Below are 24,533 nucleotides of genomic sequence, written 5' to 3'. Positions count from 1 at the left end.
TGCAGCAACGGGCCCGCCGCAATGTGTCCCTGTCTTTTCGCCTGCGCCGGCGAGTTGCCGATGGCTTCAGGCAACAGCATTGTGGCGCATGCATGCGTGCGGTCCCTCATACCATTGACTCTCCCGTCGAGTCGGATCGGGGGGCGACGTATGCAGGTGATGCCCCCTCGGGGGAGCTTTGCATGGGACCGGAATAAGCGCTAAAGCGCCAACTCCGGTCGACAGCGAACAATAGTGAGCGTGGGGGTATTTCATCGTGTCGGCTGATTTCCGTCGCATCGTATCGAGCATGGCCAAGCGGCGTCGCGCGCCGGACCACGCCAGGCGGTCCCCATCGGCGACGCGCTCGATCTATCCTTGTGCGCTCGTCTATCTGGACCCCGCAGGGGCGTCGAGCCCCAACAGCCGCAGCAAGAATCCGCTCGGCTATGTCTGGCAGGCGCTGTGCCTGAACAAGTCGCTGCTGCGCGCCGGCATGCCGCGGCTGAACGTCTTCACGAACGCCGTGGACCGCGTCGCCGCGCTCTTGGCCGGCGTGCCCGCGGACGTGCGCCCTGAAGTCCACGCGTTGAGCGCGACGGGCATCGATCTGCCGAAGAGCACGCCGTTCTACGCGGCGCATTTCAAGCTCGATTTGCTGAGCCAGGTGAGCGAGCGGCTGCCGGAAGACGCGCTGCTGCTGTTGCTCGACACGGACATGGCGGCGATGCGCTCGCTCGACGCCAACGTGATCCAGCGCTGCGCGGCGCTCGGCGCAGGGGCGTTCGATATATCCGATCAGGTTTTTCCGGCGTACGGCAGTTCGCGCGTGATTGCCGATCTGGAGATCGTCGCGGGGCGCAGGCTGCAGAATCCGCGCTGGTACGGGGGCGAATTCCTGCTTGCGACGCCCGCGTTTCTCAAACGGCTCGTTGCGCTAGGGAAGGAATACTTCGATCACTACCTCGCCGAGATGTCGCGCTTGAATCATCTCGGCGACGAAGCGTTCATATCGGCGGCGCTGAACGTGATGGCGGACGAGGGGCAGCCGATTCTGGATGTCGGCGCGTATCAATCGGTCGGGCGCCACTGGCCGGGCAACACGCATCGCAATCTGCACTGGTACAAGCATTGCACGTTCGTCCACCTTCCCGGCAACAAGCCGCTCATCGAGCGCGAAGCGCAATTCGCCGAGTTCGATCCGGCGCGCTTTTGGCGCGCGGTGGCGAACGCGCACAAAGCCGGCTTGATCCGCTGCATGGTGAAGTCGCTGCTGCCGCGCGTGCCGCGTCCCGGAATGCGCGCGATGTCCGGCCGGGAGCGGCAGACCGGCACGGAGCGGCAGACCGGCACGGAGCCGAGCGGGCCTCAGGAGCCCACGGGGTCGCCGAAGAGGCTGTGAATGTCCTTGGTGTCTTCCGACAGGTTGTATTCGGCGCGCACCGCATCGAGCACTTCGGAGACGACGCGCTCGTAGCCGATCGCGTTGCCGAAGTGCTTCATGGTCCAGTTGCAGCCGGTTTTGTCGGGCTCTTGTTTTTGCGGCCGCGGCACGCGGATTTTTACGCCGTCTTCGACGACCTCGTGAATGCGATGGATGCGCCGGCTTACTTCGTCTTGCAGCCGGGATGCGTTGAGCGTCTTGCGGTTCACGATGGTTTCCTCCGCTCTGCGTAAGAGGCGGAAATCGTAGCATGGGACCGACTGGCGCCGCGGAATGTCATACGCTGTTTTGCGGCCGTGCGCTGGTGTTGTGTCGTTCGCCAAGGCTTTCGTTCGAGTCTCAAACCCGCAAATTCGTCAGCCTGCCCCTCATGTTTTCTCCTTCGACAGCGGAATTCGGAGGTGTGAGGCGCGGGCTGCCAGCTCAAACAGTCGAACTCCGAGGTCTGAGGCTCGCGTTCCACTCTCAAAGCGTGGACAACTCCACGGTCTGAGGCCCACGTTCCGCCCTCGGACATCCGAAGTCCTCGGTCTGAGGCCGACGTTCCGCCCTCAAAGAGTCGAAGTCGTCGGCGTGAGGCTCAGCGTTCGGCCCTCCAACAGTCGAATGCGCCGGTTTGGGGCTCGCGTCCCGCCTTCAAACACTCGAACTTCACGGTCGAGGGCTCACGTTTCCGTCTTCGGCGTTCGAGTTCGACGGTTTGTGGTTTGTTTTCCAGCCTCAGACCCCGGCGCGGGACCCGCAACTTGCCGCAGCTGACGAATCAAACCGGTGTTATCGGTTAGGAACGGCTGCTCCAGACTCAGCAAGGCTCTGTGTCCACTCGCACCCAGACACGCCCCGGCTTCCCTATCCCGAACGGATATATTGATCGGATAACTGATTATCCATGCAGTGATTCGTCGATCGCATGCATCAATCCCAGCAGCTAACAGGAGGCACGTACGCATCTGACGCTGTAAACGAAGCGCGGGCCGCAAGTGTTACCAGCACTCACGGCCCGCTGACCACCACCAACTCTCCAGAGGAGTCGATCATGGCTGACGCCTATCTTAACGCACGTCCTGACCCCACCCGGCGATTCGTCACCATCCAACAGTCGCGACGCTACCGGCCCATAAAGCTCGGCGGCTATCGCACCAACCCGCCGCTGTTCCCTTGGTTCCGGCTCTCCGGCCGCTGGCTCGAGCGCGCTGGCTTCTCCGCTGGGCAACGCCTCTCTGTCGAGATTCACCACGGCAAGCTCATCATCACGCGCGGTTGATCAACGCGTCAGGTCAATAGCAGCAGCGTCCCCGGCCAAGGCCGGGTTCGCTGCAGGCCGATCACCCCAGCGCCCCCAGCATATTGACGTTGCGTGCCTCCGGCACTTCGTTGTACGACAGCACGTTCAACCCGGACGCAAAGAGCCGCGCATACCGCGCCAGCAGCGGCCGCAACTGCGGAATCACGAGCAGGATCGGCGTGAGGCTCTGCTGCTTCATCTGCTCGCGTATCGCGGGCATCCGCGTTTGCAATTGCGCGAGAAGATTCGGGTCGATCGGGAAGTTCTCGAGATTGACCGCGCCGGTTTGCTGCGCCTGCTGAAGCGACGACAACAGCATCCCTTCGAGCTCGCTCGTGAGGCTGAAGGCCTCGATTTCGGCGCTCGCGCCGACGAGCTCCGCGACGATTTCGCGCTTCAGCGCGCAGCGCACTTCGGCCGCGAGCAAGATCGGATCCTTGGTCGTTTCGCTCGCTTCGAGCAGCGCGGTGGCGATGCTCCCGATGTTTTTCAGCGACACATTCTCGGCCAGCAAAACGCGCAGCACCTTGCGCATCTGGTTCTGCGTCATCGCCTTGTCGAGCGCATCCGACAGCTTCGGCGCGATCGCTTCGAGCCGCTGCATCAGCGCGGCGACGTCGTCGTGCCGGAACAGCTCGGGCAGATGGTCGCGCATCGCCTTCGCCACGTGCGTCGAGATCACCGCCGCGCTTTCCACCACCTGGTAGCCGAGCCCAAGGGCATGCGGCTTGTCTTCGGACTTGATCCACGTGACGAGCATCCCATAGGCGGGGTCGACCTCGGGCGTGCCGTCGATGTCGCCGTAGACGTCGGGCGACGGAATCGCCATCAGCTTGTCCGGATGCAGGACCCCGCGCGCGATTTCCGTGCCGTTGATCGCGATCGCGTACTGCGAAGGCTTGAGGCCGAGGTCGTCGCGCACGGAGATGGCCGGCAGCAGGAAGCCCGATGCATTGCTCATGCTGCGGCGCAGCCCTTCGAGGCGGCGCGTGAGCGGCGCGCCCTGCGCCTTGTCGATCATCCCGGCGAGCTGAAAGCCGATCGACACCGACATCGGATCGACATAGCCGATGTTGTCCCAATTGAGCGGCTCGTCCTTCGACGAGAACAGCGCGGTTTCGATTTTCTTGAGCTCGCCGTCCTCGTCCGCTTCGCTCGGCGTGCGCTGCGAGACGCGCCAGGCGACGAACGCGAGCACGGCCGCGAAGCTCAGGAACGGCAGCCACGGCATGCCGGGAATGATCGCGAGCACGAACATCAGCGCGGCGGCGCAGAAGAGCGCGTTCGGCGACGCGAGAATCTGCTTGCCGACCTGGCGTTCGAAGTCGCCCGAGTCGGAGACGCGCGTGACGATGATCGCCGCCGCGGACGAGAGCAAGAGCGCCGGAATCTGCGCCGCGAGGCCGTCGCCGATGGTGAGCAGCGAGTAGGTGCGGAACGCGTCGCCGATCGACAGGCCGTGCATCATCACGCCGATCGCGAGACCGCCGAGCAGGTTGATGGCGAGCACGAGAATCCCGGCGATCGCATCGCCGCGCACGAACTTCGACGCGCCGTCCATCGCGCCGTAGAAGTCGGCTTCCATCGCCACTTCGCGGCGCCGCGCCTGCGCCTTCTCCTGGTTGATGAGGCCGGCGTTCAAGTCGGCGTCGATCGCCATCTGCTTGCCGGGCATCGCGTCGAGCGTGAAGCGCGCCGACACTTCGGAGATCCGCTCGGAGCCCTTCGTGACCACGACGAAGTTGATGATCATCAGAATCACGAACACGACGAGACCGACGACGAAGTTGCCGCCGATCACGACCTTGCCGAACGATTCGATCACGTGGCCGGCCGCCGCGGTGCCGTTGTGGCCGTGCAGCAGCACGACGCGCGTCGTGGCGATGCCGAGCGTGAGCCGCATCAGCGTGCTCGCGAGGATGATGGTCGGGAAGACCGAGAACTCGAGCGGCCGCTTGACGGAGACGCTGACCAGGATCACCACGATCGCGAGCACGATGTTGAACGTGAACAGCACGTCGAGCACCATCGGCGGCAACGGCAGGATCATCATCGACAGCATGACGAGCAACAGAATCGGGCTCGCCAGGCGGTGCCCTCGCAAACCGGCGAGTGATTGGAGTAGGGATTTCATCGCTTAGGGGGAGACAAAAAATCGTCCGGCAGGCCGAGGCCGGACGGTTGAACGGGGCGCGCGCGGCGCCGGCCGGCCTGAAACGCCTTCAGTTGCATCACATACGTCAACACTTGCGCGACCGCGCGGTAGAGCGAGGCCGGAATCTGCTGGTTGACCTGGCTCGTGTTGTAGATCGCGCGCGCGAGCGGCGGCAGCACGAGAACCGCTACGCCGTGCTCCTTGGCGAGCTCGCGGATGTAAAGCGCCATTTCGTCGACGCCTTTCGCGAGCACGTACGGCGCATCGGCGCGCTTCGCGTCGTACTTGAGCGCGACCGAGTAATGCGTCGGATTCGCGATGACGACGTCCGCTTGCGGCACCGCCTTCGCGATGCTGCGCTGGGACAATTGCCGCTGCAGCTGGCGGATGCGGTTGCGGACTTCGGGGCGTCCTTCCGAAGTCTTGTACTCCTCCTTCACCTCCTGCTTGGTCATGCGCTGGCTCTTCATGAAGAGGAAGTACTGGACCGGCATGTCGACGAGGGCGAACGTGACCACGACCGCGGTGAGCGTGAGCGCCGCGTCGAGCAGCAAACCGGCGCTGCCGGCGATCGCGCGCAGGAGCGGCACCGATTGCAGATGCACGAATTCGGGCAGGCTCGAACGCACGACGAAATAGAGCGTGACGCCGAGCGCGACCGCTTTCGCAATCGAAATGCCCAGTTGCGCATAGTGCTTGCCCGATACGAGGCGGCCCAGGTTGGCGAGCGGATTGAGCCGCGAAAATTTGGGCTGGAACTGCGAGAACGTCAGCACCCAGCCGCCGGGGAAAATCGAGCCGGCGGCGATGCAAAGCGGCACGATGAACAGCGGCAGCAGCATTTTCGCGAGCAGCGTGAACGCCGCCGGAAACAGAATCGACCACGCGTTGGCGATGCCGCCGACGCCGGAAAGATCCGCGAGGCACAGCGCGAAGATCGCCCGGAACTCGCCGAGCCACGACGGCGCGAGCAGCGTGAGCACCTTCAGGCTCACGACCGTGCCGATGGCCGCGGCGATGTCGCGCGAACGGGCGACCTGGCCTTGCTCGCGCGCTTTGCGCAGCTTCTGGGGCGAGGCCTTTTCGGTCTTGTCGCCAGTGCCCCGGTCAGCCATGCGCGCCTCCCGTCACACCCGCGGCCGCTCCCATCTCGCGGGCGAGGAAGTCGAGCGCGCGCTCGGTCATGTGCGCGTAGTGCCCGGGCACCGCGAAGACGAGGTGGCTGACCACGAGCAGGCCGACGATCATCGTCACCGAAAACCCGAGCGAATAGACGTTGAGCTGCGCCACCGCGCGTCCGAGCAGGCCCATGCCGACTTGCACGACCATCGTCGCGAACACGGTGGGCAGCGCGAGCAGCAGGGCGGCCGACAGCATCCAGCCGATCATGTACGCGAAGTCGCGCAGCGACGCGACGTTCAAGCCGTTGCCCACCGGCCACGCCTTGAAACTGGTGAACACGACCTGCACGACGAGCAGGTGGCCGTCCATCGACAGGAACAGCATCACGAAGAGCAGATAGAGGAATTGCGTGACGACATCGGACGACGTGCCGTTTTGCGGGTCGTTCATCACGGCCATCGCGAAGCCCAATTGCGACGCGATCAGAAAGCCGCCCGTCATGAACGCTCCGAGCACCAGATGAAACACGAGGCCGAAGAGCGCGCCGATCAGGATCTGCTCGAAGACGAGCGCGATGCCCTGCGCCGACAGCGGGTCGATGGCGGGCGCGTCGGCGAGCGCGGGCAGGACCGCCGCCGCAAGCAGGAACGACGCGGCAATGCGCGCACGCACGGGCACGATCGCATCGCCGACGATCGGCGCGATGCTGAGCGCCGCGAGGATGCGAAAGAAGGGCCAGGCGATCTTGATGACCGATACGGGCAGCAGTGCGAAGACAGCGTCCATGGCGGCGCGCCCCTAACCCACGAGTTCGGAGGCGCGCCGGAACGTCTCGACGCAGTATTCCATCAGGTAGTGCGTGATCCAGTGGCCGGCGGCGATCAGCACCCCGAGCGTGGCAAAGAGGCGCGGCAAGAAGCCGAGCGTTTGCTCGTTGATTTGCGTGGCGGCTTGAAAGAGCGCGACCACGAGGCCCACGACGAGCCCCGGCAGCACCAGCACGGCGACCAGCAGCATGACGACGCGCAGTGCACCGGCGATGAGGTTGACGGCGATATCGGGCGTGAGCATGGCGTTACCCCCGGACGCTCGTGACGAGCGTGTTGACGGTGAGCGACCAGCCGTCCACCAGCACGAAGAGCAGCAGCTTGAGCGGCAACGAGATCACGAGCGGCGAGAGCATCATCATCCCCATCGCCATCAGCACCGACGACACGACGAGGTCGATGATCAGGAACGGAATGAACAGCATGCAGCCGATCTGGAAGCCGGTCTTCAGCTCGCTCAGCATGAAGGCGGAGGCCTTGACGACGAAGCTGTGGTCTTCGGGCTTCGCGATGCCGCCCTCGCCGGACAGTTGCGAGATCTGCGCAAGCGCGGCCTTGCTCGTCTGCGCAAGCATGAAGCGCGAGAGCGGCGCTTCGCCGGTCTGAATGGCTTGTTGCAGCGTGATCTTGTCCTGGTCGTAGGGCACGTAGGCCCGGTTCCAGATCTCCAGGCCGACCGGGCGCATCACGAGCAACGTGAGCATGAGCGCGACGGCGGTGATCACGCGGTTGGGCAGGCCTTGCTGCAGACCGAGGGCCTGTCTCAAAAGTGAAAGCACGATGACGAAGCGGGTGAAGCTCGTCATCACCATCATCAGCGCGGGCAGGAGCCCGAGCACGGTCATGAAGAGCAGGATCTGCGTCTTGATCGTGAAATCGACCGGGCTGCCGCCGACCGTGCCGTTCATCAGCGGCAACTGACCTGCGACAGCCGGCAGCGAGATGAAAAGGCCGACTAAGAGAGCGCTTTTCAGGAGGCGCCGCTTCACGACCCGAGTCCCTGCAGATTGCCGATCTCGACGACGCGCAGCCCGTAGTTTTCGCCCGCGACGACCACTTCGGCGAGCCCGACGGCCACGCCGTTCGCCTTGATGACGAGCGGCTCGCCCGCGAGGCGGTCGAGTTCGAGCACCGAATCGGAGCCGATCTGCATCAGCTCCGCGAGCGAGAGCGTCGCCGAGCCGACTTCGAGCGTGAGCGTCACGGGAATGCGCGCGAGCAGCTTGAGGTTGTCGCGCGGCGGCTTCGCAGCCTCGACCGGTGCGCTCGGCGCGGTGTCGGCCCGCAGGTCGTCGAGCAGTGGGTCCAAGTCGGTATCGTCGATTGCGTCCATCGTTCACTCCATGTCTTCGAAAGCGGTGAGGCACAGCCTGCCGTTGTCCTCGGCAACCTGGGCGGTAAATAGCGGCGTGGCGCCGGCCAGCACTTGGGCGCGCGTGCCGAGCTGCACGGGAATCACGGCGCCCGCGCGCAGCTTGAGCAACGCGTCGAGCGGCATGCCCGTTTCCATCAGGCGCACGGCGAGCGTGAGCGGCAGCCGCGCTTGCAGATCGGCGCCGGGCTCGCGCTTGGCGCGGCTGCGCGCCGACGAGAGGCGCGCGAACACGCGTGCTTGCCATTGCGCGTCGAGCGTGAAATGCAGGCGGCCGAGCTCGCCTTGCGTGAAGTCGCCGATGCGGCACGCAAAGGACAGATCCGTCTGCGTGCGATGCGCCGGCGGCGCGCCAGGGCTGGCGGCGACTTGCCGTTCGTCGCGGCCGATGCATTCGGCGAGCAGCTCGCGCAACTCGGCACCCAGTTGCGCGGCGATGCGCCGCTCGGAGGCGGTGGCCGCGTGCGGCTTGACCGGCCGGCCGTCTTCCTGCGCGCTGTCGACGCCGTGGCGGCCGTAGCGGCATTCGAGAATGCGCAGCAGCACAGGGCGTTCGAGCGCCGCGGCGATGCCGGCTGTCGCGGCCGTGCCGCCCGGGAGTTCAGCGAACGGCAATGCGCCGCCGCGCGTCGCGAAGGTGACCGGCCCGACCTCGAACGAGGTGCCGTAGCGCGGGTTCAGGCGCGTGTCGAAAAAGTGCGCGAGCCGTTCCTGCGCCGTGGCGCTGAACCGGCCGAGCAGGTGCGTCGGCCGGCCGAGCGTGCAGGGGTCGAGCGTCTGGAAAGTTCGCGCGCTCTCTGTCTTGATATGGGATCGCCTTGACATCGCAATTCGGTGATAAGTATCAGCGGTTGTTCATATATGGCTGGATATCGGCATTCATGCGGTAGCCGATATTCCAGTCGCCCGTCAATCATCTCAAAACAGTTTAAATGCTTGCCGCCTTCGAATATCGCGGAGTATCGGCCCGTGCTTCGCTTTGACTCGGAGGGCAGGGTGGATCGCTGATCAAAGCGGCATTATCAAGTGGCCGGCGGATTTTAAGTCCGCGCAATGCTGTCTCTTGATCCCGCATTCTGTTTGGCGATCGATTTCACGTGGCTCGATGGCGGCGTTCAAATGTGTTTAATGACAGGACGGAGTTTAGCAGCGGGGTAAAACAATGGCGCCCGAATAGATGTGATCGAATCGAAATTGCCCTGAATCTTCCTGAAGCGCCCGTCGTGAGACTCAAGCGCGGCACCCCGCGCGCTTCGCTCGGCGTAAGGATAAATGGCCGAAAACCCCCGCCTTAAAACGGGCTGTCGGTCATCTCATAACAATTCCGATTTGTTGATGAATATTGCCTGGCATCGAGTCCGGTGCATCTTCATAATTCAATCCGAAAGCAGAATTGTTTTGAGATGAATCGGCGGCGGATATGAGCTGGCTTGGTCGATGATTCGTCTTGTTGATTGAAAATGTTTTGGGATGAATTCGCCGCGCTCCCATGATTGAAATGATTTTTAAGTTTCGTTGAGTTTTGGGATGAATGTGCGGCAGGCCTCGGAGTCGTCGCCGATTCAAAGCGATATCCCGGCCCGGCGCGAAACCCGGGCAGAGGCAGATAAAACCCGATTCCCAACCCGCCAATTAATAAAGGTGCGAGATGCAGCCCATACAGATGGATGTCGAGCAGATCCGCAAAGCGGCTGTCAGCCTGCCGGACGCCGTGATGCCCCGGCCTGTCGCCGAGCAGGCGGACGCCGCCGGCGGCCCGACTTTTTCGGACGCGCTGAAGTCCGCCGTGCGCAGCGTCGACGACGCGCAGCAAGCCGCCGAAACCAAGATGACCGAAGTCGACAGCGGCGCTTCCGACGACCTCGTGGGCGCGATGCTCGCGAACCAGCAGGCGAGCGTGTCGTTCTCGATGCTGACCCAGGTCCGCAACAAGGTCGTCAGCGCGCTCGACGACCTTCTGAAGATGCCGCTGTAACGCGTCACGCAAAGGATAAGACGTGCTGGACACTCTGAAATCCAAACTCACCGGCCTGAAGCTCTCGCAAGTGTCGGCGCTGATGCCGACGCCGGCCGCGATGACGAAGATCATGCCGATCGTCGTGCTCGCGATCGGGATCACGGCGTTGTCGACGGTCTACCTGCGCTACGACGAAGGCCGCTACAAGCCGGTGTTCGGCGCGCACGAGCAGGTGCCGGTCACCGACATGGTGGCGACGCTCGACGGCGCGCACATCGCGTACCGCATTCACCCCGACAGCGGGCAGATTCTCGTGCCCGACGCCGAGCTCGGCAAGGTGCGCATGCTGCTCGCGGCCAAAGGCGTGGTCGCGAAGCTGCCCGCGGGCCTCGAGCTCGTCGATCAGAACGATCCGCTCGGCACCAGCCAGTTCGTGCAGGACGTGCGGTTCCGCCGCGGCCTCGAAGGCGAGCTGGCGCAAAGCATCGCGACGCTCGATCCCGTGCAAGCGGCGCGCGTTCACCTCGCGATCGGCAAATCGACCTCGTTCGTCGTCTCGGACGCCGACAAGAGTTCCGCTTCCGTCGTGCTCACGCTGAAGGCGGGCCGCACGCTGACCAACGAGCAGATCGCGGCAATCGTCAACCTGGTCGCGCACAGCGTGGCGAATCTCGATCCCGCGAACGTGACGGTGGTCGACCAGGCCGGCGATTACCTGTCGTCGCGCGTGGATTCGAGCGACAGCTACGACGCGACCCACGATGCGAGCCAGCGCTATCGCGACGAGGCGCTGCGCAACGTGCGCGACCTGCTTGCGCCGACGGTCGGCGCCGGCAACTTCAAAGCCAGCGTGACCGCCGAGGTGAACAACGACAAGGTCGAGGAAACCCGCGAGCAATACGGCGAAACGCCGAAGCTGACCAACGAGGCGACGCGCGAAGAGCGCAGCGACAACCGCCCGGCGCTCGGCGTGCCCGGCTCGCTCAGCAACCGTCCGGTGCCGGTGCCTCCCGCTTCCGGCGCGGCGTCCGCCGCGGCGGCGGACTCGGGCTCCGTGCGCGCCGCTTCGACCCGCCAGTACCAGTACGACCGCGAGATCGTGCAGATCAAGCGCAGCCGCGGCCGCCTGCAGAAGCTTTCCGTGGCGGTCGTGATGAACAACGCGGCGTCGCCCGCGGCGGGCAAGCCGTGGACGCCCGAGCAGCTCAAGGGGATCGACACGCTCCTGCGCAACGGCCTCGGCATCGATAGCGCGCGCGGCGATCAGCTGGCCGTCACGGCGCTCGACTTCCCCGCGCCGGCCGCAGCGGCGGACGCGCCGTGGTGGCAGGACCGCGACACGCTGTTCGACCTCGGCCGCTACGCCGCCTACGCGTTCGGGTGCCTCTTTGCCTTCCTGCTGATCGTGCGTCCGCTGCTGCGCATCGCTCAGCAATGGGCCAAGCACCGCTACGGCGTGCCCGCTGCCGAGGCGGCAACGGCAACGGCAACGGCGCTCACCGGCGGCAGCCAAGCAGGCCATGCCGATGACGGCGACGCGGCGAAAGCGGCGCTCGAAGCCGCCACGCAAGGCTCGATGGTCCCGCTGCTCGCGGCCTACGAGCTGCCTCCGGCAGGTTCCAGCGTCGACGTGATGGTCGAGCATTTGCGGTCGCTCTCCGAGAAGGAACCGGAGCGGGTCGCTGAAGTGGTCAAACAATGGGTGCGGAAAAATGGACAAGCAGCGGGTTGAGGAAAGCGTCCGTCTCGGGACGGTGGAACAAGCGGCCATCGTGCTTCTGAGCATGGGCGAAGAACGGGCCGCGAGCGTGCTGCGCTGCCTCTCGCGCGATGAGCTGCTCGCCGTCACGCAAGTGATGTCGGGTCTCTCGGGCATCAAGGTCGGCACGGTGCACGAGGCGATCGCGCTGTTCTTCGACAACTACCGCGAGCAGAGCGGCGTACACGGCGCATCGCGCACGTTCCTGCAGCGCTCGCTCGATTCCGCGCTCGGCCCGGATATCGCGCACAGCGTGCTCAACAGCATCTACGGCGACAGCATCCGCCCCAAGATGGCGCGCTTGCAGTGGGTGTCGCCGCGCTGGCTCTCGCAGCGCATCATGACCGAGCACGTCTGCATGCAGGCGCTGTTCCTCGCGTTCCTGCCGCCTGCGCTCGCGAGCGAAGTGCTCGCTGCGCTGCCGGCCGAACACCGCGACGGCGTGCTGATGAATCTGGCGCGCATGAGCGACGTCGACCGCGACCTGCTCATCGAACTCAACGAAGTCGTGGATTCGTGCATGCAGGACCTCGGCATGCAAGGCACGAGCGTCGAGGGCGTGAAGCAGGCCGCCGAAATCATCAACCGCCTGCCGGGCGATCGCGCGCAGCTCATCGAGCAGATGCGCGCCGCCGATCCGGAAGTGGCCGCCGAAATCGAAGTCAGCATGTACGACTTCTTCGTGCTGTCGCGCCAAAGCGAAGCGACGGTCATGCAGATCTTCGAGGCCGTGCCGATCGAGCGCTGGGCCATCGCCTTGAAGGGCGCCGAGCCTGGCATCCAGCAGGCGATCATGAAGGCGATGCCGCGCCGCCAGGTGCAATCGCTCGAAGACTCGATGCGCAGGAGCGGCCCGGTGCCGATGAGCCGCATCGAGGAAGCGCGCCGCGAAATCATGGCCGAAGTGAAGTCGCTTGCCGATGCCGGCGATATCGAACTGCGGCTCTTCGACGAAGAGGTGGTCGCGTGAGGCGCTACGTGCCGTACCGGTTCCCGCCGCTCACGAGCGTGTCGCCGGCCGTCGCGAGCACCGTGCCCGGCGCGGGCCGCGGCGACGATCCCGACCTCGGCCTGTCGGTCCTGCAAGACGACGCGCAAGCAGCGTCGGCGCGCGGCTACGAAGCGGGTTTCGAGCGCGGCGAGATCGAAGGCCGCAACACGGGCTTTGCACGCGGACAGGAAGAAGGCTTGCGCCAGGGCGCGGACGAAGCGAAACGCGCGGCACAAGCCGCATTCGAAGGCGTCGCGCACACGGCCGACGGCCTCGTCGCCGCGCTCAAGCAATTGCAGGCCGAGTTCGCCGCTGCGCTGCACACCGAGCTGATCGACCTCGTCGAGAAGGTCGCGCGCCAGGTGATTCGCTGTGAGCTCACGGCGCAGCCCGCCCAATTGCTCGCGCTGATCGACGAAGCCGTCGCGACGCTGCCTCCCGTGACCGATCCGATCGAAATCTATCTGCAGCCGCAAGCGTGCGAGCGCATCGCCGCGCTCGCTCCCGAGCGCGCGCAAGCGTGGAACCTGATTGCCGATGCCCGGCTCGAGCTCGGCGAATGCCGGATCAAGGCCGGCGGACGCGAAATCGACGCGGGCTGCAAGCAGCGCCTCGATACCTGCATGGAGCAAGTGCGCGAGCAATTGCTGCCGGAGCGCAACGTAGAAGCGCACAGCGCAGATGACGCCGCGGCGCCGGCGCAGGAGGGCGCGCCATGATCGCCGCTGCCCTGCAAAACCTCGAGCTCGCCGACGTCCCCGTCGCGCGGCCCACGGGGCGCCTGACCGGCGTCTCGGGGATGCTTCTGAAATCCACCGGCTGCGCGCTCGAAACGGGCCGGCGCTGCACGATCGAAACCGCTTCGGGCGACTGGATCGAGGCCCAGGCAGTGGGTTTCAGCGGCGACGAATCGTATTTGATGCCGTTCAAGAAGCCGCTCGGCCTCGCTGCCGGCGCGCGCGTGCTGCCCGTCGCCGACGACGCGCAACTGCGCATCGGCATGAGCTGGCTCGGGCGCGTCGTCAACGGCGTCGGCGAGCCGATCGACGGGCGCGGCGCGCTCGGCGGCGAGCATCTGCTCGCGGCGGATCCGGTGAGCGTGAACCCGCTGAAGAAAAACCCCGTGCGCGATGCGCTCGACGTCGGCGTGCGCGCGATCAACGGCGCGCTGACGCTCGGCAAGGGCCAGCGCGTGGGCCTGATGGCGGGCAGCGGCGTCGGCAAGAGCGTGCTGCTCGGCATGATGACGCGGCATACCGATGCCGATGTCGTCGTGGTCGGCCTGATCGGCGAGCGCGGCCGCGAAGTGCGCGAGTTCATCGACGATTCGCTCGGCCGCGAAGGCCTCGCGAAAGCGCTGCTCGTCGTGGCGCCCGCCGACGAGTCTGCCCTCATGCGCATGCGCGCCACCGAGCTGTGCCATTCGATCGCGGCGCACTTTCGCGACACCGGCCGCAACGTGCTCCTGCTCGTCGATTCGCTCACGCGCTATGCGATGGCGCGGCGCGAGATCGCGCTCGCCTTGGGCGAGCCGCCGGCGACGCGCGGCTATCCGCCGTCGGTGTTCGGTCTCTTGCCGCAGCTCGTCGAAACGGCGGGCAACGGCGAAGGCGCGGGCAGCATGAGTGCGATCTACACGGTGCTCGCCGAAGGCGACGACCAGCAAGACCCCGTCGTGGATACCGCGCGCGCCGTGCTCGACGGGCACATCGTGCTGTCGCGCGAGCTCGCGAACCAAGGCCACTACCCGGCCATCGACGTGTCGCGCTCCGTGAGCCGCTGCATGAGCCAGGTCGTCTCGAGCGAGCACGTAGAGGCCGCGCGCACGCTGAAGGAACTGCTCGCGCGCTATGAACAAGTGCGCGACTTGATCCCGCTTGGCGGCTACGTGCAAGGCGCCGATCCGAAAACCGACCGCGCCGTCGCGCGCTTTGCCCGCATCGAAGCGTTCTTGCGGCAGCGCGCGAACGAACCGGTTTCGATCGCCGATACGGTCGCGCAACTGAAGGCGCTCGCGCAATGACCGCCGAGCGCACCGTCAAGAGCATCGGCGGCCTCATGGCCGCGCGCCAAGGGCGCATCGACCGTTTGACGACCGAGGTCGCGAACCGCCAGAGCACGTGCAGCCGCTATCGCGAACAGATCGACGCGATCGACCGCTTGCGCGCCGACGCGGCCAAGAAGGCGGACCGCAGCTTGCCGGCGCTGGCCGTCAATTGCGCGGGCTATCAGCACTCGATGGCCACGCTCGCCCTTGAACACCGGCGCCTGCTGGCGCTTCAAGAAGCCGATTTGCAGGCGGCGCGCCGCCGCCTGACCGAGCTCGTGCTGCAACGCGAGCGCTGGCAAAAGGCGCTCGAGTTGCGCCGCGGCGCGCTGGTTCGTCAGCAGAACGTGCGCGAACAAAAGCGCCAGGACGAAATGGCCTCGCAATCCTGGCTGCGCTCGCGGCATTGAACGCGAGCCGGACGGTTTATCGCTTAACGCATTAACGGAGAAGGAAATGGCAGGTATCGATTTCAGCGACCCCAAAGGCTCGGCCTCCTACCTGGTGCAGTTCATGACCCAGGGACGGCAGAGCTTTCTGAACATGCAGATGGCGTTGTTCAAGACGACGGCGGATGCCTTGACGTCGTTGCAATCCGCGATGCAATCGTTCGAAAGCGCGCTCAATGCGCTGGTGTCCGGCGGCAACGGCGTGATCCAGCAGACGGGCACGTTTTCGGATCCGACGATCGGGACGGCGACCGTCAGCGGTTCGGCGCAGCCCGGCACGTATCAATTCTTCGTCGAGCAGCTGGCGACGGCGAACCAGCAGGCGTTCGGCGGCACGAACGGCATGCCGTCCGTCGACCCGAACACGGCCGGTTCGTTCTCCGTATCGCTTGGCGACGGCACGACGATCGACGTCGACCTTTCCCAGGCGGACAAGGACGGCGACGGCCAGGTGAGCCCGGCCGAAATCGCGCGTGCGATCAATCAGGACCCCGCTGCGAGCGGCAAGCTCAACGCGTCGGTGATCACGGTCGACGGCAAGCAGCAACTCGTCATCACGGCCGCCAACACGGGCGCGGACAGCCAGATCACGGTCGATGCCAGCAACGTGAACGACCCGGCCCTGAAGGCCGCGCTCGGCGACGGCAAAGTGCTCGTGGCCGCGCAGGACGCGGTGATCTGGCTCGGCGACAAGACCACGGGCACGCGGATCACGCAAGCCTCGAACACGTTCACGGGCATCGACGGCGTCTCGATGAAGTTTACGCGTGCGATGGCGGACGGCGAAAGCCCCGCGACGCTGACGATCGCGAGCGATGCGGATGCCACTGCCGACGCGCTGCAAAAGTTCGTCGACGCCTACAACAGCCTGAAGGACACGCTCAACACGCTGACGTTCAGCGGGGACCCGGCCAACGGCAAAGCGGCGGGCCCCTTGTACGGCGACTCCGGCATGACCGCGCTGGTCAACAAGATCAATGAGCTGATGCGCCAGCCGGCCGGCGGCACGAGTTTGTTGGCGATCGGCATTTCGGCCGACAAGGAGGGCCGCCTGAGCCTCGACAGGGACAAGCTCGCGAAAGCCATCGACAAAGACCCGAACGCGCTGAACCAGTTGTTCGGCGATGCGAAGACCGGCTTCGTCGGCGCGATGGAGAGCTACCTCGACACGTGGCTCGACGCCGGGAACGGTCAACTGAAGTCCCGCCAGGACACGGTTGAAAAGCAGCAGAAGCAGACGAACAAAAACTTGTCCGCCCTCGCCGCCCTGCAGGAATCGATGTACCAAAAGTACGTGAAGCAATTCACGGCAGTACAGGCGCTTCAGGCGCAGATGGCCAACACGATGTCGATTCTCGACAGCCTGGACACCGCTTCCTCGAAGAAGTGATTCCCCGATCAAGGAAACGAACATGAACACCGTGGGTTACCAAAACTACCATGCCGCCAACCTCGAGGCGCAGATCGCAAGCGCTTCGCCGGTGCAGCTCGTCCACCTGCTGACGACCGGCCTGCTGGAAGAGATGGCGCGCGCCAGGGCGCATATCGTCGCCTGCCGCTACGAAGCGAAGGGCGCGAGCATCGGCAAGTGCATCGACATGCTCAATGGGCTCGCGAGCGCGCTCGATACCGACGCGGGCGGCGAAGTCGTCGGCAATCTCGCGCGTCTCTACGACTACTGCGCATGGCGGCTGAACGAGGCCGGCATCTCGCTCGACGTCGAGCCTCTCGACGAGGTCGTGCGGCTGATGACGGTGCTCGACGACGCATGGGAAGGCGCGGAGGCCGCTCATGGACAAGCTCGCTGAACTGGTGCGCGCGCTCAAGCGCCTCGGCGAGCACGTGCGGCGCTCCGAATGGAGCCAGGCGCAAGACGCGCATGGCGAGTTTGCGGCACTGCTGGCCGAGGCAGCGCAGGGCGAAGCGATGGGCGGTTCGCTGCGTCAGGCACTGCCGCGCATCCGCGAGCGCTACGTCGAAGCGATGGGCCTCGTGCTCGCCGCCCACGGCGAGCTCGCAGCGAAGCTCGACGGGCTTGGCCGGACGCGTGAAGGGCGGCTGGCCTATGGCCGGCACACCGAACTGAACGGGTGATGGACATGAGCGCAATGAATGTAGCCGGATTGCAGGTGCAGCTCGCCGTGCCGCGATCGCAAACCGAAAGCAGCATGAGCGAGCCGCACTCGGCCGGCGCGCATTCGGAGCATGACGCGCGCAAGCCCGCGGCTGCCGGCGAGTCCGCTACCGGCACGTCCGAATCGGCATCCGATTCCGGCAGCACGCGGACGCGCTCGCGCACTCGCGGCGGCGATGCGGCAAGCGACGCCGGTTCGGCGCAATGGCTGCAGGTGATGACGCAAGCCATGTCGGCGATGCAGCCGCCTGCCGGGTTGGCCGGCGCGGCGCTTGGCGCGTTGGGGGACGGCCGTGCCGAAGGTGGCGATGCCGAAGGTGAAGCGCTCGAGGCCGGCGCGGCAAGCGGTGCAGCGAGCCGCGACGCGGCCGGTTTGGCCGGCGCGTTCCCGGCGGATCTGCCCGCGATGCAGGACCTGCTGGCGCGGGTCCCGGGCGGCGCGCCGCTGCCTGCGCTCGGCAAAACGGCGAGCGCCGCGCTGGGGGCGTTGCACGAAGCGCCGGAAGAACGGCATGACGAGACGCGCTCGAACGACACGGCGCGCGGCGCCGGCGACGGCGTGTCGCAGCCGGCAAGCCGGCTGCCGAATCTCGCCGGCGTGGCGCCGACGTTCGGCGATCGCGCGGCGAATGACCGCGCGGCGAATGCCGAGGCGCAACCGGCAGCCGTGGCGCGCCTGACCGAGCGTGCGGCCGCGAGCACTCGCCAGGAAGCCGCCGAGCCTCGCGCCGACAGCGGCGCGCGCGGCGTCGAGCCCGGGCAGCCTGTCGCGGCGGCCGCCGGCAACGGTTGGAGTGCGCTCACCGCGTTGCACGCAGGCGATGCGCGCGAATGGCTGCCGGTCGCGCTCAAAGGCGCCGCGCCGCAGGCATGGCAAGGGCAACTGATGGACGCGCTCGGCGAACGCGTCGAAGTGCAGATGAAGCACGGCATCGGCAATGCGACGATCCGGCTCGATCCGCCGATGCTCGGCAGCGTGCAGATCGACATTCGTCACGAGAACGGCGCGTTGCAAGTGCATCTCGTCGCGACGCACGACGAGGTCGCGCGCCAGCTGGAAACGATCAGCCAGGCGCTGCAGAACCAATTGGCGCAGAAGCAGTACACGGACGTCGCCGTCGTCGTGCGCAACGGCGGCCAGACGGGGCAGGGCGAAGGACGCGGCCAGCCTCGCGAGCATGACGAGCGACGCACTCCCGGACGTGCCCTGGACGATGCCTACGCATCGGGTACCGATCACAACAACGCAGCAGGGGCATGAAAGTGGGCTACGCAGCGCTTAAACAACCTGAAATGAACAGAGCAGTCGAGCAAGAGTGGATCTTGGAATACGCGCCGCTCGTCAAGCGTATCGTCTCGCAACTGAGCACGCAGATCGGCGGCATCAGCGAACGTGAGGATCTCGAACAGATCGGCCTCGTCGGCCTGTTGCACGCGATTCGCCGCTACGGCGTTCCCGACGAGAAATTCGGCGGCTACGCGTGGCTGCGCGTGCGCGGCGAGATTCTCGACGAGCTGCGCCGCCAGGACTGGCGCCCGCGTTCGGTGCGGCGCGACGCGCACCGCATGCGCGACATGACGCGCACGCTGACGCGCGAGTATGGCCGCGAGCCGACGGAGAAGGAAATGTGCATTGCGCTCGGCGTGACGCAGGCCGAGTACCAGGCAAGCGCCGCGGCGACGCGCGCGGAGTCGCTGGTGAGCTTCGACGAGCTGCATGACGACGCATTGCGCGACGAGAACGACCCGGAACATCAGATGACGATTCGCTCGAGCCTCGCGCGCGCGCTGATCGAGCTCGACGAGCGCGAGCAGCGCGTCGTGCAGCTCTCGTACGAGTACGACCTGAGCTTGAAGGAGATCGCGGCGGTGCTCGATTTGACGGAGGCTCGCGTGTGCCAGATCCGGCGCGGCGCGCTCAAGAAGATGAAAGTCGTATTGGCGGACGCGTGAGCGTTCGCTCGGGAAATCAGGAAGCCATCATGCGAGTGACATTCAAACGAGATGCCCGCGACATCGCACCGGTCAACGGCGTGGCGCCGGTTCGTGCCGTCGACGCGGAAAGCGGGCGGCAGACACCACAGCAGGCTCCGGACGCGCAAGCGCGCGGCGGCCACGGCGCGGCACGCGGCAAGCCGCGCGAGGCGCGCGCGTTCGACGCCGGGCGCGTCGCCGAGTTGCGCGCCGCGCTGGCGGAAGGGCGCATCGAATTCGACGCCGCGAAGCTGGCTGGACTGATTCAGCGCTATCACGGGAGCAAGAAATGACACGCAACGATGCCTTCAAGAACCTGATCGTGAGCCTGCGCCGCGACCATGCGAAGTACGAAGCATTCAACGGGCTGCTCGAGCAGCAGTTCTCGGCGGCCCTGCAGCACGACGCGATTGAACTGAGCCGCATCGGCGCGGAAATTCTGGAACTGGCCGAGGTGCTGAGCCGCAGCTTGAAGGAGCGGCGCGCGCTCGTGCGCGTCGTCGCCGCGACCGATCGGCCGACCAGCGTCGACACGCTCGTCGCCAAGCTCAAGGGTGCGCCGCGCGAGCTGCTCGCACGTGAATGGGCGCGCCTGGTGAAGCGGGTCGCCGAATGCAAGCGGCTCAATACGCGCAATGCGGGCATCGTGATGGCGCAGTTCGAAGTGATGCAGCGCGCGCTTGCCATGAAGGACGACATCTATGTTCCGCACTGAAATGAGCGGCGTGCCGGCGGCCGGCAACGTATTCGACGCGGCGAGCGGTTTCGCCGCGCCGCAGCCGAACGGCGCTCCGGGCGCGGGCTCGTTTTCGATGAGCGTGCAGCAGTTGCAGAGCGACATCGAAGGCACCGTCAAGAACGGCTTTCAAAGCGGCGCGACCGAAACGGCCGTAACCGAAACGGCCGCAACCGCGTGGATGCTGAACAACCCGCTGCAGGCGCAGGCTGCGACGCAAGGGCGCTCGGCACCCGTGGGGGACAAGGCGTCGTTCGTCGACCGCGTGAGCCCGTGGGCGAAGCTCGCGGCGCAAAAGCTCGGCGTCGCACCGGATCTGCTGGTGGCGCATGCCGCGCTGGAATCCGATTGGGGACGCCGTCCGGTGCGCGATGCGAAGGGCAACGATACGCACAACCTGTTCGGCCTGAAGGCCGGTTCGAGCTGGGACGGCAAGACCGCCGACATCACGACGACCGAATACGTGAAGGGCGCGGGCATCAAGACGATCGAGCGCTTTCGCGCTTATGCCGACGACCAGAGCGCGTTTGCCGACTACGTGAACCTGCTGCAGACGAATCCGCGCTTCAGCCGCGCGCAAGGCACCGGCAGCGACGCCGCGGCATTCGCCAAAGCGCTCGCGCGCGGGGGCTATGCCACCGACCCGGTGTACACGCACAAGCTGACCCGCGTCGTGGCGGACGTGAAAGCGCAAACGGCGGCATTCGCCCGCGAGAAGCTGCCGGCCGCGCTGTCCGCGGTCTCGGCCGACGATTGAACATAAGGAGTTGATTCATGGGAATTCATCTGAACCAGGCGCTGGGCGTTCATCCGCAGGCGCTCGAATTGCGCGTCGAACGCAGCAAGGTGCTCGCGTCGAATCTGGCCAACGAGACCACGCCCGGCTATCAGGCGCGCGATCTCGACTTCAAGGCGGCGCTGCAGCATGAGATGAGCACGGCGCAAGCGGGCTCGCTCGGCGACTTGGGCGGCGAGCAGCCCGACTTGCTGTACCGCCTGCCGAACCAGCCGTCGATCGACGGCAACACGGTGGAGCTCGGCGTCGAACAAGCCGCGTTCGCGCAGAACGCCGCCGATTTTCAAATGGGACTGACGTTCCTGACCGCCAAATTCAAGGGCCTCAATATGGCCATCAACGGAAACGGGTGATTGCCATGGGATTCAGGGATATCGCACAAATCGCCGGTTCCGCCATGACGGCGCAGACCATCCGGCTCAACACGGTGGCGAGCAACCTCGCCAATGCCGATTCGTCGGCCAAGACCGAAGACCAGGTCTACCGCGCGCGCCAGCCGGTGTTCGCGACGGTCTATTCGCCGACCGGCGAAGGCGACGTGGCCGGCGCACGCGTGCAGGTGATGGACGTGGTGGAAAGCCGGGAGCCGGTGAAGAAACGCTATGAGCCGAACAGCCCGCTCGCGGATGCCGACGGCAACGTCTTCTACTCGAACGTCGATCCGGTTGCGGAAATGACCGACATGCTGTCGGCCTCGCGCGCGTTCTCGACCAACGTGGAGGTGCTCTCGCGCCTGAACGCGATGCAACAGGACCTGTTGAAACTCGGCCAATCATAAGGACCCGAAACCATGCAGCTCTTTTCTGCCACAGATCACTATCATTCGCTCGGCGCGGCCGACGGGGCGGCGAACGGCCCGGTCGGCGCCGACGACGGCAACGGCAACACCGGCATGCCGTCGGCCAGTTCCGGCTCGATGTCCGACATGTTCACGAAGCTGCTCGTTGCGCAGATCCAGAACCAGGATCCGCTCGAACCGATGAAGCCCGAGCAGTTCGTCACGCAGCTCACGCAAATGAGCCAGGTCGAGGCGATGCAGAACATGGCGGCGCTGTCGCAAGTGAATTCCGCGATGCTCGAAAGCATGCTGGTGGTGTCGCTCGGCGGGCAGGTCGGCTCGAACGTCATGGTCAAGACCGATGCGGTCGATCTCGACGGCAGCACCGCGGTGCACGGCGCGTTCAATCTCGATGCGTCGGCCGACAGCACGACGGTCACCGTCACCGGCTCCGACGGCGTGCCGCACAAGATCGATCTCGGTGCGCAGAAGGCGGGCGAGGTCAAGTTCGATATCGATCCGGCGCAGCTCGGCTTGCCGGCCGGCCGCTACACGGTGGCCGTGCAGGCGGGCTCCGGCGACGCCGGCACTGCGCAGACGCCGTCCGTCGAGATCGAGGGCAAGCTCCAGAGCGTGCGCCTCGGCGACAACGGCCAGGTGATCTTGAGCGTGGCCGGCATCGGCGACGTCACGACGGCAGACATCACACGTTTTCTGGGGAATCCAGGCAGCGCCCCGGACGGCAACCCCGATCACAACTTGAAGCCCGAGCCGCGGCTCCCGCTTTCCCTCTTTTCTAAAAAGGTCTTCTAAATGAGTTTCGATATCGCACTGTCCGGCATCAACGCGGTCAACGGCCAATTGAATTCGATCAGCAACAACATCGCCAACACCGGCACTTTCGGCTTCAAAGCGGGCCGCGCCAACTTCGCCGCCGCGTATGCCGGCATGCAGCCGAGCGGCGTGTACATCGGCTCGGTGACGCAAACGATCGACATCGGCGGCAACGTGCTGCAGACCGGCCGCGGCATGGACGCCGCGATCCAGGGCAAGGGCTTCTTCGTCAGCAAGGATAGCGACGGCTCGATGCTGTACTCGCGCGTGGGCATCTTCAGCACGGACAAGGACGGCTTCGTCGTCGACAGCTTCGGCCGCCACGTGCAGGGCTACTCGGCGGCCGGCGGCTTCGGCGACATGAGCGTGCCGACGGGCTCGATCCCCGCCAAAGCGAGCGGCTCGCTCTCGTATGTCGGCAACATGTCCGCCGACTGGACGCCGCCCGCCTCGACGACGTTCGACAAGGACGACGCGCAGTCCTTCAACAGCTCGGTGGTGTCCACCGTCTACGATTCGCTCGGCCGCGAGCATTCGGTCACGCAGTACTTCGTCAAGAAGGACGACGGTTCGATCGACGTGCACTACACGATGGACGGCGGCGACCTGCAAGCGACCTCGAACCTGACGTTCGACGAGAACGGCAAGCTCACGGCGCCGACGGGCCCGGTCGCGCTCGATCTCGGCACGCCGGACGGTGCGGCGGCGTTGGTCGTGAACCTCGATTACGCGGGCACGACGCAATACGCGGGCGACATGACGACCACCACCAACAAGACCGACGGCTATCAAGCCGGTTCGCTCACCGACGTCTCGTTGGACGAAAACGGCTCGATCATCGCGCGCTACAGCAACGGCCAGAAGGAAACGGTCGGCCAGGTCGCGCTCGCGACGTTCCCCGACGACGACGGCCTGCAAGCCGTGGACGGCACCTGCTGGAAAGCGACCAACACGTCGGGCACGGCGCTCTACGGCACGCCGGGCACCGGCCTGCCCGGCAAGCTGACGGTCGGCGCGCTCGAGCAATCGAACGTCGACATGACGTCCGAGCTGGTGAATCTCACGACGGCGCAACGCAACTATCAGGCGAACTCGAAGGTGATCTCGACGGAAAGCCAGATGATGCAGGCGCTCATGCAAGCGGTGTAACGCCATGGACAAGCTCATCTACACGATCATGAGCGCGGCGGACCGCACGCAGTACTCGCTGCAGATGCACGCCAACAACCTCGCGAACGCGCAGACCGACGGCTTTCGCGCCGACCTCGAACTCGCGCAGACGAGCGGCGTAAGGGGCTTCGGCTACGACGCGCGGCATTCGGTGACGCTGAGTGCCGACATGGTGGACGTGTCGCAGGGGCACATGGTGGAAACGGGCCGCAACCTCGACGTCGCGATCAGCGGCGGCGGCTACTTCGCCGTCGATACCGATCAAGGCGAGGCCTACACGCGCAACGGCAACTTCAAGATCGACGGCGAAGGCCGGCTCACGACGAACGGCCACCCGCTGCTCGGCGCAGCGGGCCCGATCGTGCTGCCCGAGTTCGACGCCGTCAAGATCGGCGAAGACGGCACGATCTCGATCCGCGCGCCCGGCGAAACGGACCTGCAGATCGCCGACAAGATCAAGCTCGTCGTCGCGACGATGCCCGGCGACGTGATCAAGAACGAAGAGGGTCTCATCGTGTCGAGGAGCGGCGCGCCGCTCCTCGACGACCAAACGGTGGCGGTGACGCCCGGTCATCTCGAGTCGAGCAACGTCTCGCCGATCGAAGAGATGCTGAAGACGATGACGCTCAATCGCGACTTTGAAGTCCAGATGCGGATGTTCAAGGTGGCCGACGACAACGCCGATGCCGGCAACCGCCTCATCCGCGGCTAACGAAACAGCAGA

Annotated in this window: 29 protein-coding genes; 21 read left to right on the top strand and 8 right to left on the bottom strand. The window is 65.7% G+C overall.

Annotated elements, in window-relative coordinates; translation table 11 throughout:
* Positions 1-289 precede the first annotated feature (289 nt).
* Positions 290-1,381 (top strand): hypothetical protein, encoded by a 1,092-nt coding sequence (locus J3489_RS00720; protein WP_206995200.1) that lies wholly within the window; start codon positions 290-292, stop codon positions 1,379-1,381.
* On the opposite strand, the gene J3489_RS00715 is transcribed toward J3489_RS00720, so the two are convergent.
* Positions 1,348-1,632, bottom strand: coding sequence for a hypothetical protein (locus J3489_RS00715; RefSeq protein ID WP_206995198.1), 285 nt, complete (start codon positions 1,630-1,632; stop codon positions 1,348-1,350). The genes J3489_RS00720 and J3489_RS00715 overlap by 34 nt on opposite strands.
* Positions 1,633-2,459: 827 nt before the next feature.
* Between J3489_RS00715 and J3489_RS00710 the strand changes: the two genes are divergently transcribed.
* Positions 2,460-2,687: a SymE family type I addiction module toxin gene (locus J3489_RS00710; protein WP_206995196.1), complete on the top strand. Its 228-nt coding sequence runs from the start codon at positions 2,460-2,462 to the stop codon at positions 2,685-2,687.
* A gap of 61 nt (positions 2,688-2,748) precedes the next feature.
* Here J3489_RS00710 and J3489_RS00705 read toward each other — a convergent pair whose 3' ends face one another.
* Genes J3489_RS00705 through J3489_RS00675 form a run of 7 tightly spaced genes read right to left on the bottom strand, consistent with a single transcriptional unit; the run spans position 2,749 to position 9,009 of the window.
* Positions 2,749-4,842, bottom strand: a complete 2,094-nt coding sequence (locus J3489_RS00705; protein ID WP_206995194.1) for a flagellar biosynthesis protein FlhA — start codon at positions 4,840-4,842, stop codon at positions 2,749-2,751.
* Positions 4,839-5,978: a flagellar type III secretion system protein FlhB gene (flhB, locus tag J3489_RS00700; protein WP_206995192.1), complete on the bottom strand. Its 1,140-nt coding sequence runs from the start codon at positions 5,976-5,978 to the stop codon at positions 4,839-4,841. The genes J3489_RS00705 and flhB overlap by 4 nt, the downstream gene beginning before the upstream one ends.
* Complete coding sequence (fliR, locus tag J3489_RS00695; RefSeq protein WP_206995190.1) at positions 5,971-6,771, bottom strand: flagellar biosynthetic protein FliR; 801 nt, start codon at positions 6,769-6,771, stop codon at positions 5,971-5,973. Before fliR ends, flhB begins: the two co-directional genes overlap by 8 nt.
* Positions 6,772-6,783: 12 nt before the next feature.
* Entirely contained in the window at positions 6,784-7,056 is a 273-nt protein-coding gene (locus J3489_RS00690; RefSeq protein ID WP_206995189.1) for a flagellar biosynthetic protein FliQ, read from the bottom strand.
* A gap of 4 nt (positions 7,057-7,060) precedes the next feature.
* The gene (gene fliP, locus J3489_RS00685) at positions 7,061-7,801 is read right to left on the bottom strand and encodes a flagellar type III secretion system pore protein FliP (protein ID WP_309491303.1); all 741 of its coding nucleotides are present in this window, start codon (positions 7,799-7,801) and stop codon (positions 7,061-7,063) included.
* Positions 7,798-8,145, bottom strand: a complete 348-nt coding sequence (locus J3489_RS00680; protein ID WP_206995187.1) for a FliM/FliN family flagellar motor switch protein — start codon at positions 8,143-8,145, stop codon at positions 7,798-7,800. Before J3489_RS00680 ends, fliP begins: the two co-directional genes overlap by 4 nt.
* Before the next feature lie 3 nt (positions 8,146-8,148).
* Positions 8,149-9,009, bottom strand: coding sequence for a FliM/FliN family flagellar motor C-terminal domain-containing protein (locus J3489_RS00675; protein ID WP_206995180.1), 861 nt, complete (start codon positions 9,007-9,009; stop codon positions 8,149-8,151).
* Positions 9,010-9,832: 823 nt separating this feature from the next.
* On the opposite strand from J3489_RS00675, the gene fliE reads away from it, so the two are divergent.
* From fliE to J3489_RS00580, 19 genes are all read left to right on the top strand, one after another.
* Positions 9,833-10,159 carry a flagellar hook-basal body complex protein FliE gene (gene fliE / locus J3489_RS00670; RefSeq protein WP_242539676.1) on the top strand — a complete coding sequence of 109 codons (327 nt, stop codon included), beginning with the start codon at positions 9,833-9,835 and terminating at the stop codon, positions 10,157-10,159.
* Positions 10,160-10,241: 82 nt separating this feature from the next.
* Positions 10,242-11,873: a flagellar basal-body MS-ring/collar protein FliF gene (gene fliF, locus J3489_RS00665; RefSeq protein WP_206995973.1), complete on the top strand. Its 1,632-nt coding sequence runs from the start codon at positions 10,242-10,244 to the stop codon at positions 11,871-11,873.
* Complete coding sequence (locus J3489_RS00660; protein ID WP_206995179.1) at positions 11,854-12,870, top strand: FliG C-terminal domain-containing protein; 1,017 nt, start codon at positions 11,854-11,856, stop codon at positions 12,868-12,870. The genes fliF and J3489_RS00660 overlap by 20 nt, the downstream gene beginning before the upstream one ends.
* On the top strand, positions 12,867-13,610 hold the full coding sequence (fliH, locus tag J3489_RS00655; protein ID WP_206995178.1) for a flagellar assembly protein FliH: 744 nt from the start codon (positions 12,867-12,869) through the stop codon (positions 13,608-13,610). The genes J3489_RS00660 and fliH overlap by 4 nt, the downstream gene beginning before the upstream one ends.
* Positions 13,607-14,914 (top strand): flagellar protein export ATPase FliI, encoded by a 1,308-nt coding sequence (gene fliI / locus J3489_RS00650; RefSeq protein WP_206995177.1) that lies wholly within the window; start codon positions 13,607-13,609, stop codon positions 14,912-14,914. The genes fliH and fliI overlap by 4 nt, the downstream gene beginning before the upstream one ends.
* Entirely contained in the window at positions 14,911-15,348 is a 438-nt protein-coding gene (locus J3489_RS00645) for a flagellar FliJ family protein (protein WP_206995176.1), read from the top strand. The genes fliI and J3489_RS00645 overlap by 4 nt, the downstream gene beginning before the upstream one ends.
* Before the next feature lie 46 nt (positions 15,349-15,394).
* Positions 15,395-16,777, top strand: coding sequence for a flagellar filament capping protein FliD (gene fliD, locus J3489_RS00640; protein WP_206995175.1), 1,383 nt, complete (start codon positions 15,395-15,397; stop codon positions 16,775-16,777).
* Positions 16,778-16,799: 22 nt separating this feature from the next.
* On the top strand, positions 16,800-17,195 hold the full coding sequence (fliS, locus tag J3489_RS00635) for a flagellar export chaperone FliS (protein ID WP_206995174.1): 396 nt from the start codon (positions 16,800-16,802) through the stop codon (positions 17,193-17,195).
* Entirely contained in the window at positions 17,179-17,481 is a 303-nt protein-coding gene (locus J3489_RS00630; RefSeq protein ID WP_206995173.1) for a hypothetical protein, read from the top strand. Before fliS ends, J3489_RS00630 begins: the two co-directional genes overlap by 17 nt.
* Positions 17,482-17,486: 5 nt before the next feature.
* Positions 17,487-18,782, top strand: coding sequence for a flagellar hook-length control protein FliK (locus J3489_RS00625; RefSeq protein WP_206995172.1), 1,296 nt, complete (start codon positions 17,487-17,489; stop codon positions 18,780-18,782).
* A 32-nt stretch (positions 18,783-18,814) separates the two neighbouring features.
* Positions 18,815-19,474: an RNA polymerase sigma factor FliA gene (fliA, locus tag J3489_RS00620; protein ID WP_242539675.1), complete on the top strand. Its 660-nt coding sequence runs from the start codon at positions 18,815-18,817 to the stop codon at positions 19,472-19,474.
* Positions 19,475-19,503: 29 nt separating this feature from the next.
* Complete coding sequence (locus J3489_RS37265) at positions 19,504-19,788, top strand: flagellar biosynthesis anti-sigma factor FlgM (RefSeq protein WP_242539674.1); 285 nt, start codon at positions 19,504-19,506, stop codon at positions 19,786-19,788.
* Complete coding sequence (locus J3489_RS00610; RefSeq protein WP_206995170.1) at positions 19,785-20,210, top strand: flagellar protein FlgN; 426 nt, start codon at positions 19,785-19,787, stop codon at positions 20,208-20,210. Before J3489_RS37265 ends, J3489_RS00610 begins: the two co-directional genes overlap by 4 nt.
* Entirely contained in the window at positions 20,197-20,988 is a 792-nt protein-coding gene (locus J3489_RS00605; RefSeq protein ID WP_206995169.1) for a glycoside hydrolase family 73 protein, read from the top strand. Before J3489_RS00610 ends, J3489_RS00605 begins: the two co-directional genes overlap by 14 nt.
* 17 nt (positions 20,989-21,005) lie before the next feature.
* On the top strand, positions 21,006-21,380 hold the full coding sequence (gene flgB, locus J3489_RS00600) for a flagellar basal body rod protein FlgB (RefSeq protein WP_206995168.1): 375 nt from the start codon (positions 21,006-21,008) through the stop codon (positions 21,378-21,380).
* A gap of 5 nt (positions 21,381-21,385) precedes the next feature.
* Positions 21,386-21,805, top strand: coding sequence for a flagellar basal body rod protein FlgC (gene flgC, locus J3489_RS00595; protein ID WP_206995167.1), 420 nt, complete (start codon positions 21,386-21,388; stop codon positions 21,803-21,805).
* 12 nt (positions 21,806-21,817) lie between these two features.
* Complete coding sequence (locus tag J3489_RS00590; RefSeq protein ID WP_206995165.1) at positions 21,818-22,618, top strand: flagellar hook capping FlgD N-terminal domain-containing protein; 801 nt, start codon at positions 21,818-21,820, stop codon at positions 22,616-22,618.
* The gene (locus J3489_RS00585; RefSeq protein ID WP_206995163.1) at positions 22,619-23,788 is read left to right on the top strand and encodes a flagellar hook-basal body complex protein; all 1,170 of its coding nucleotides are present in this window, start codon (positions 22,619-22,621) and stop codon (positions 23,786-23,788) included.
* A 4-nt stretch (positions 23,789-23,792) separates the two neighbouring features.
* Positions 23,793-24,521, top strand: a complete 729-nt coding sequence (locus J3489_RS00580; RefSeq protein ID WP_206995162.1) for a flagellar basal body rod protein FlgF — start codon at positions 23,793-23,795, stop codon at positions 24,519-24,521.
* Positions 24,522-24,533: the final 12 nt, after the last annotated feature.

The organism is Trinickia mobilis (genome assembly GCF_017315705.1).
Lineage (GTDB): Bacteria > Pseudomonadota > Gammaproteobacteria > Burkholderiales > Burkholderiaceae > Trinickia_A > Trinickia_A mobilis.
This window is presented reverse-complemented; position numbering and strand designations above follow the sequence as displayed.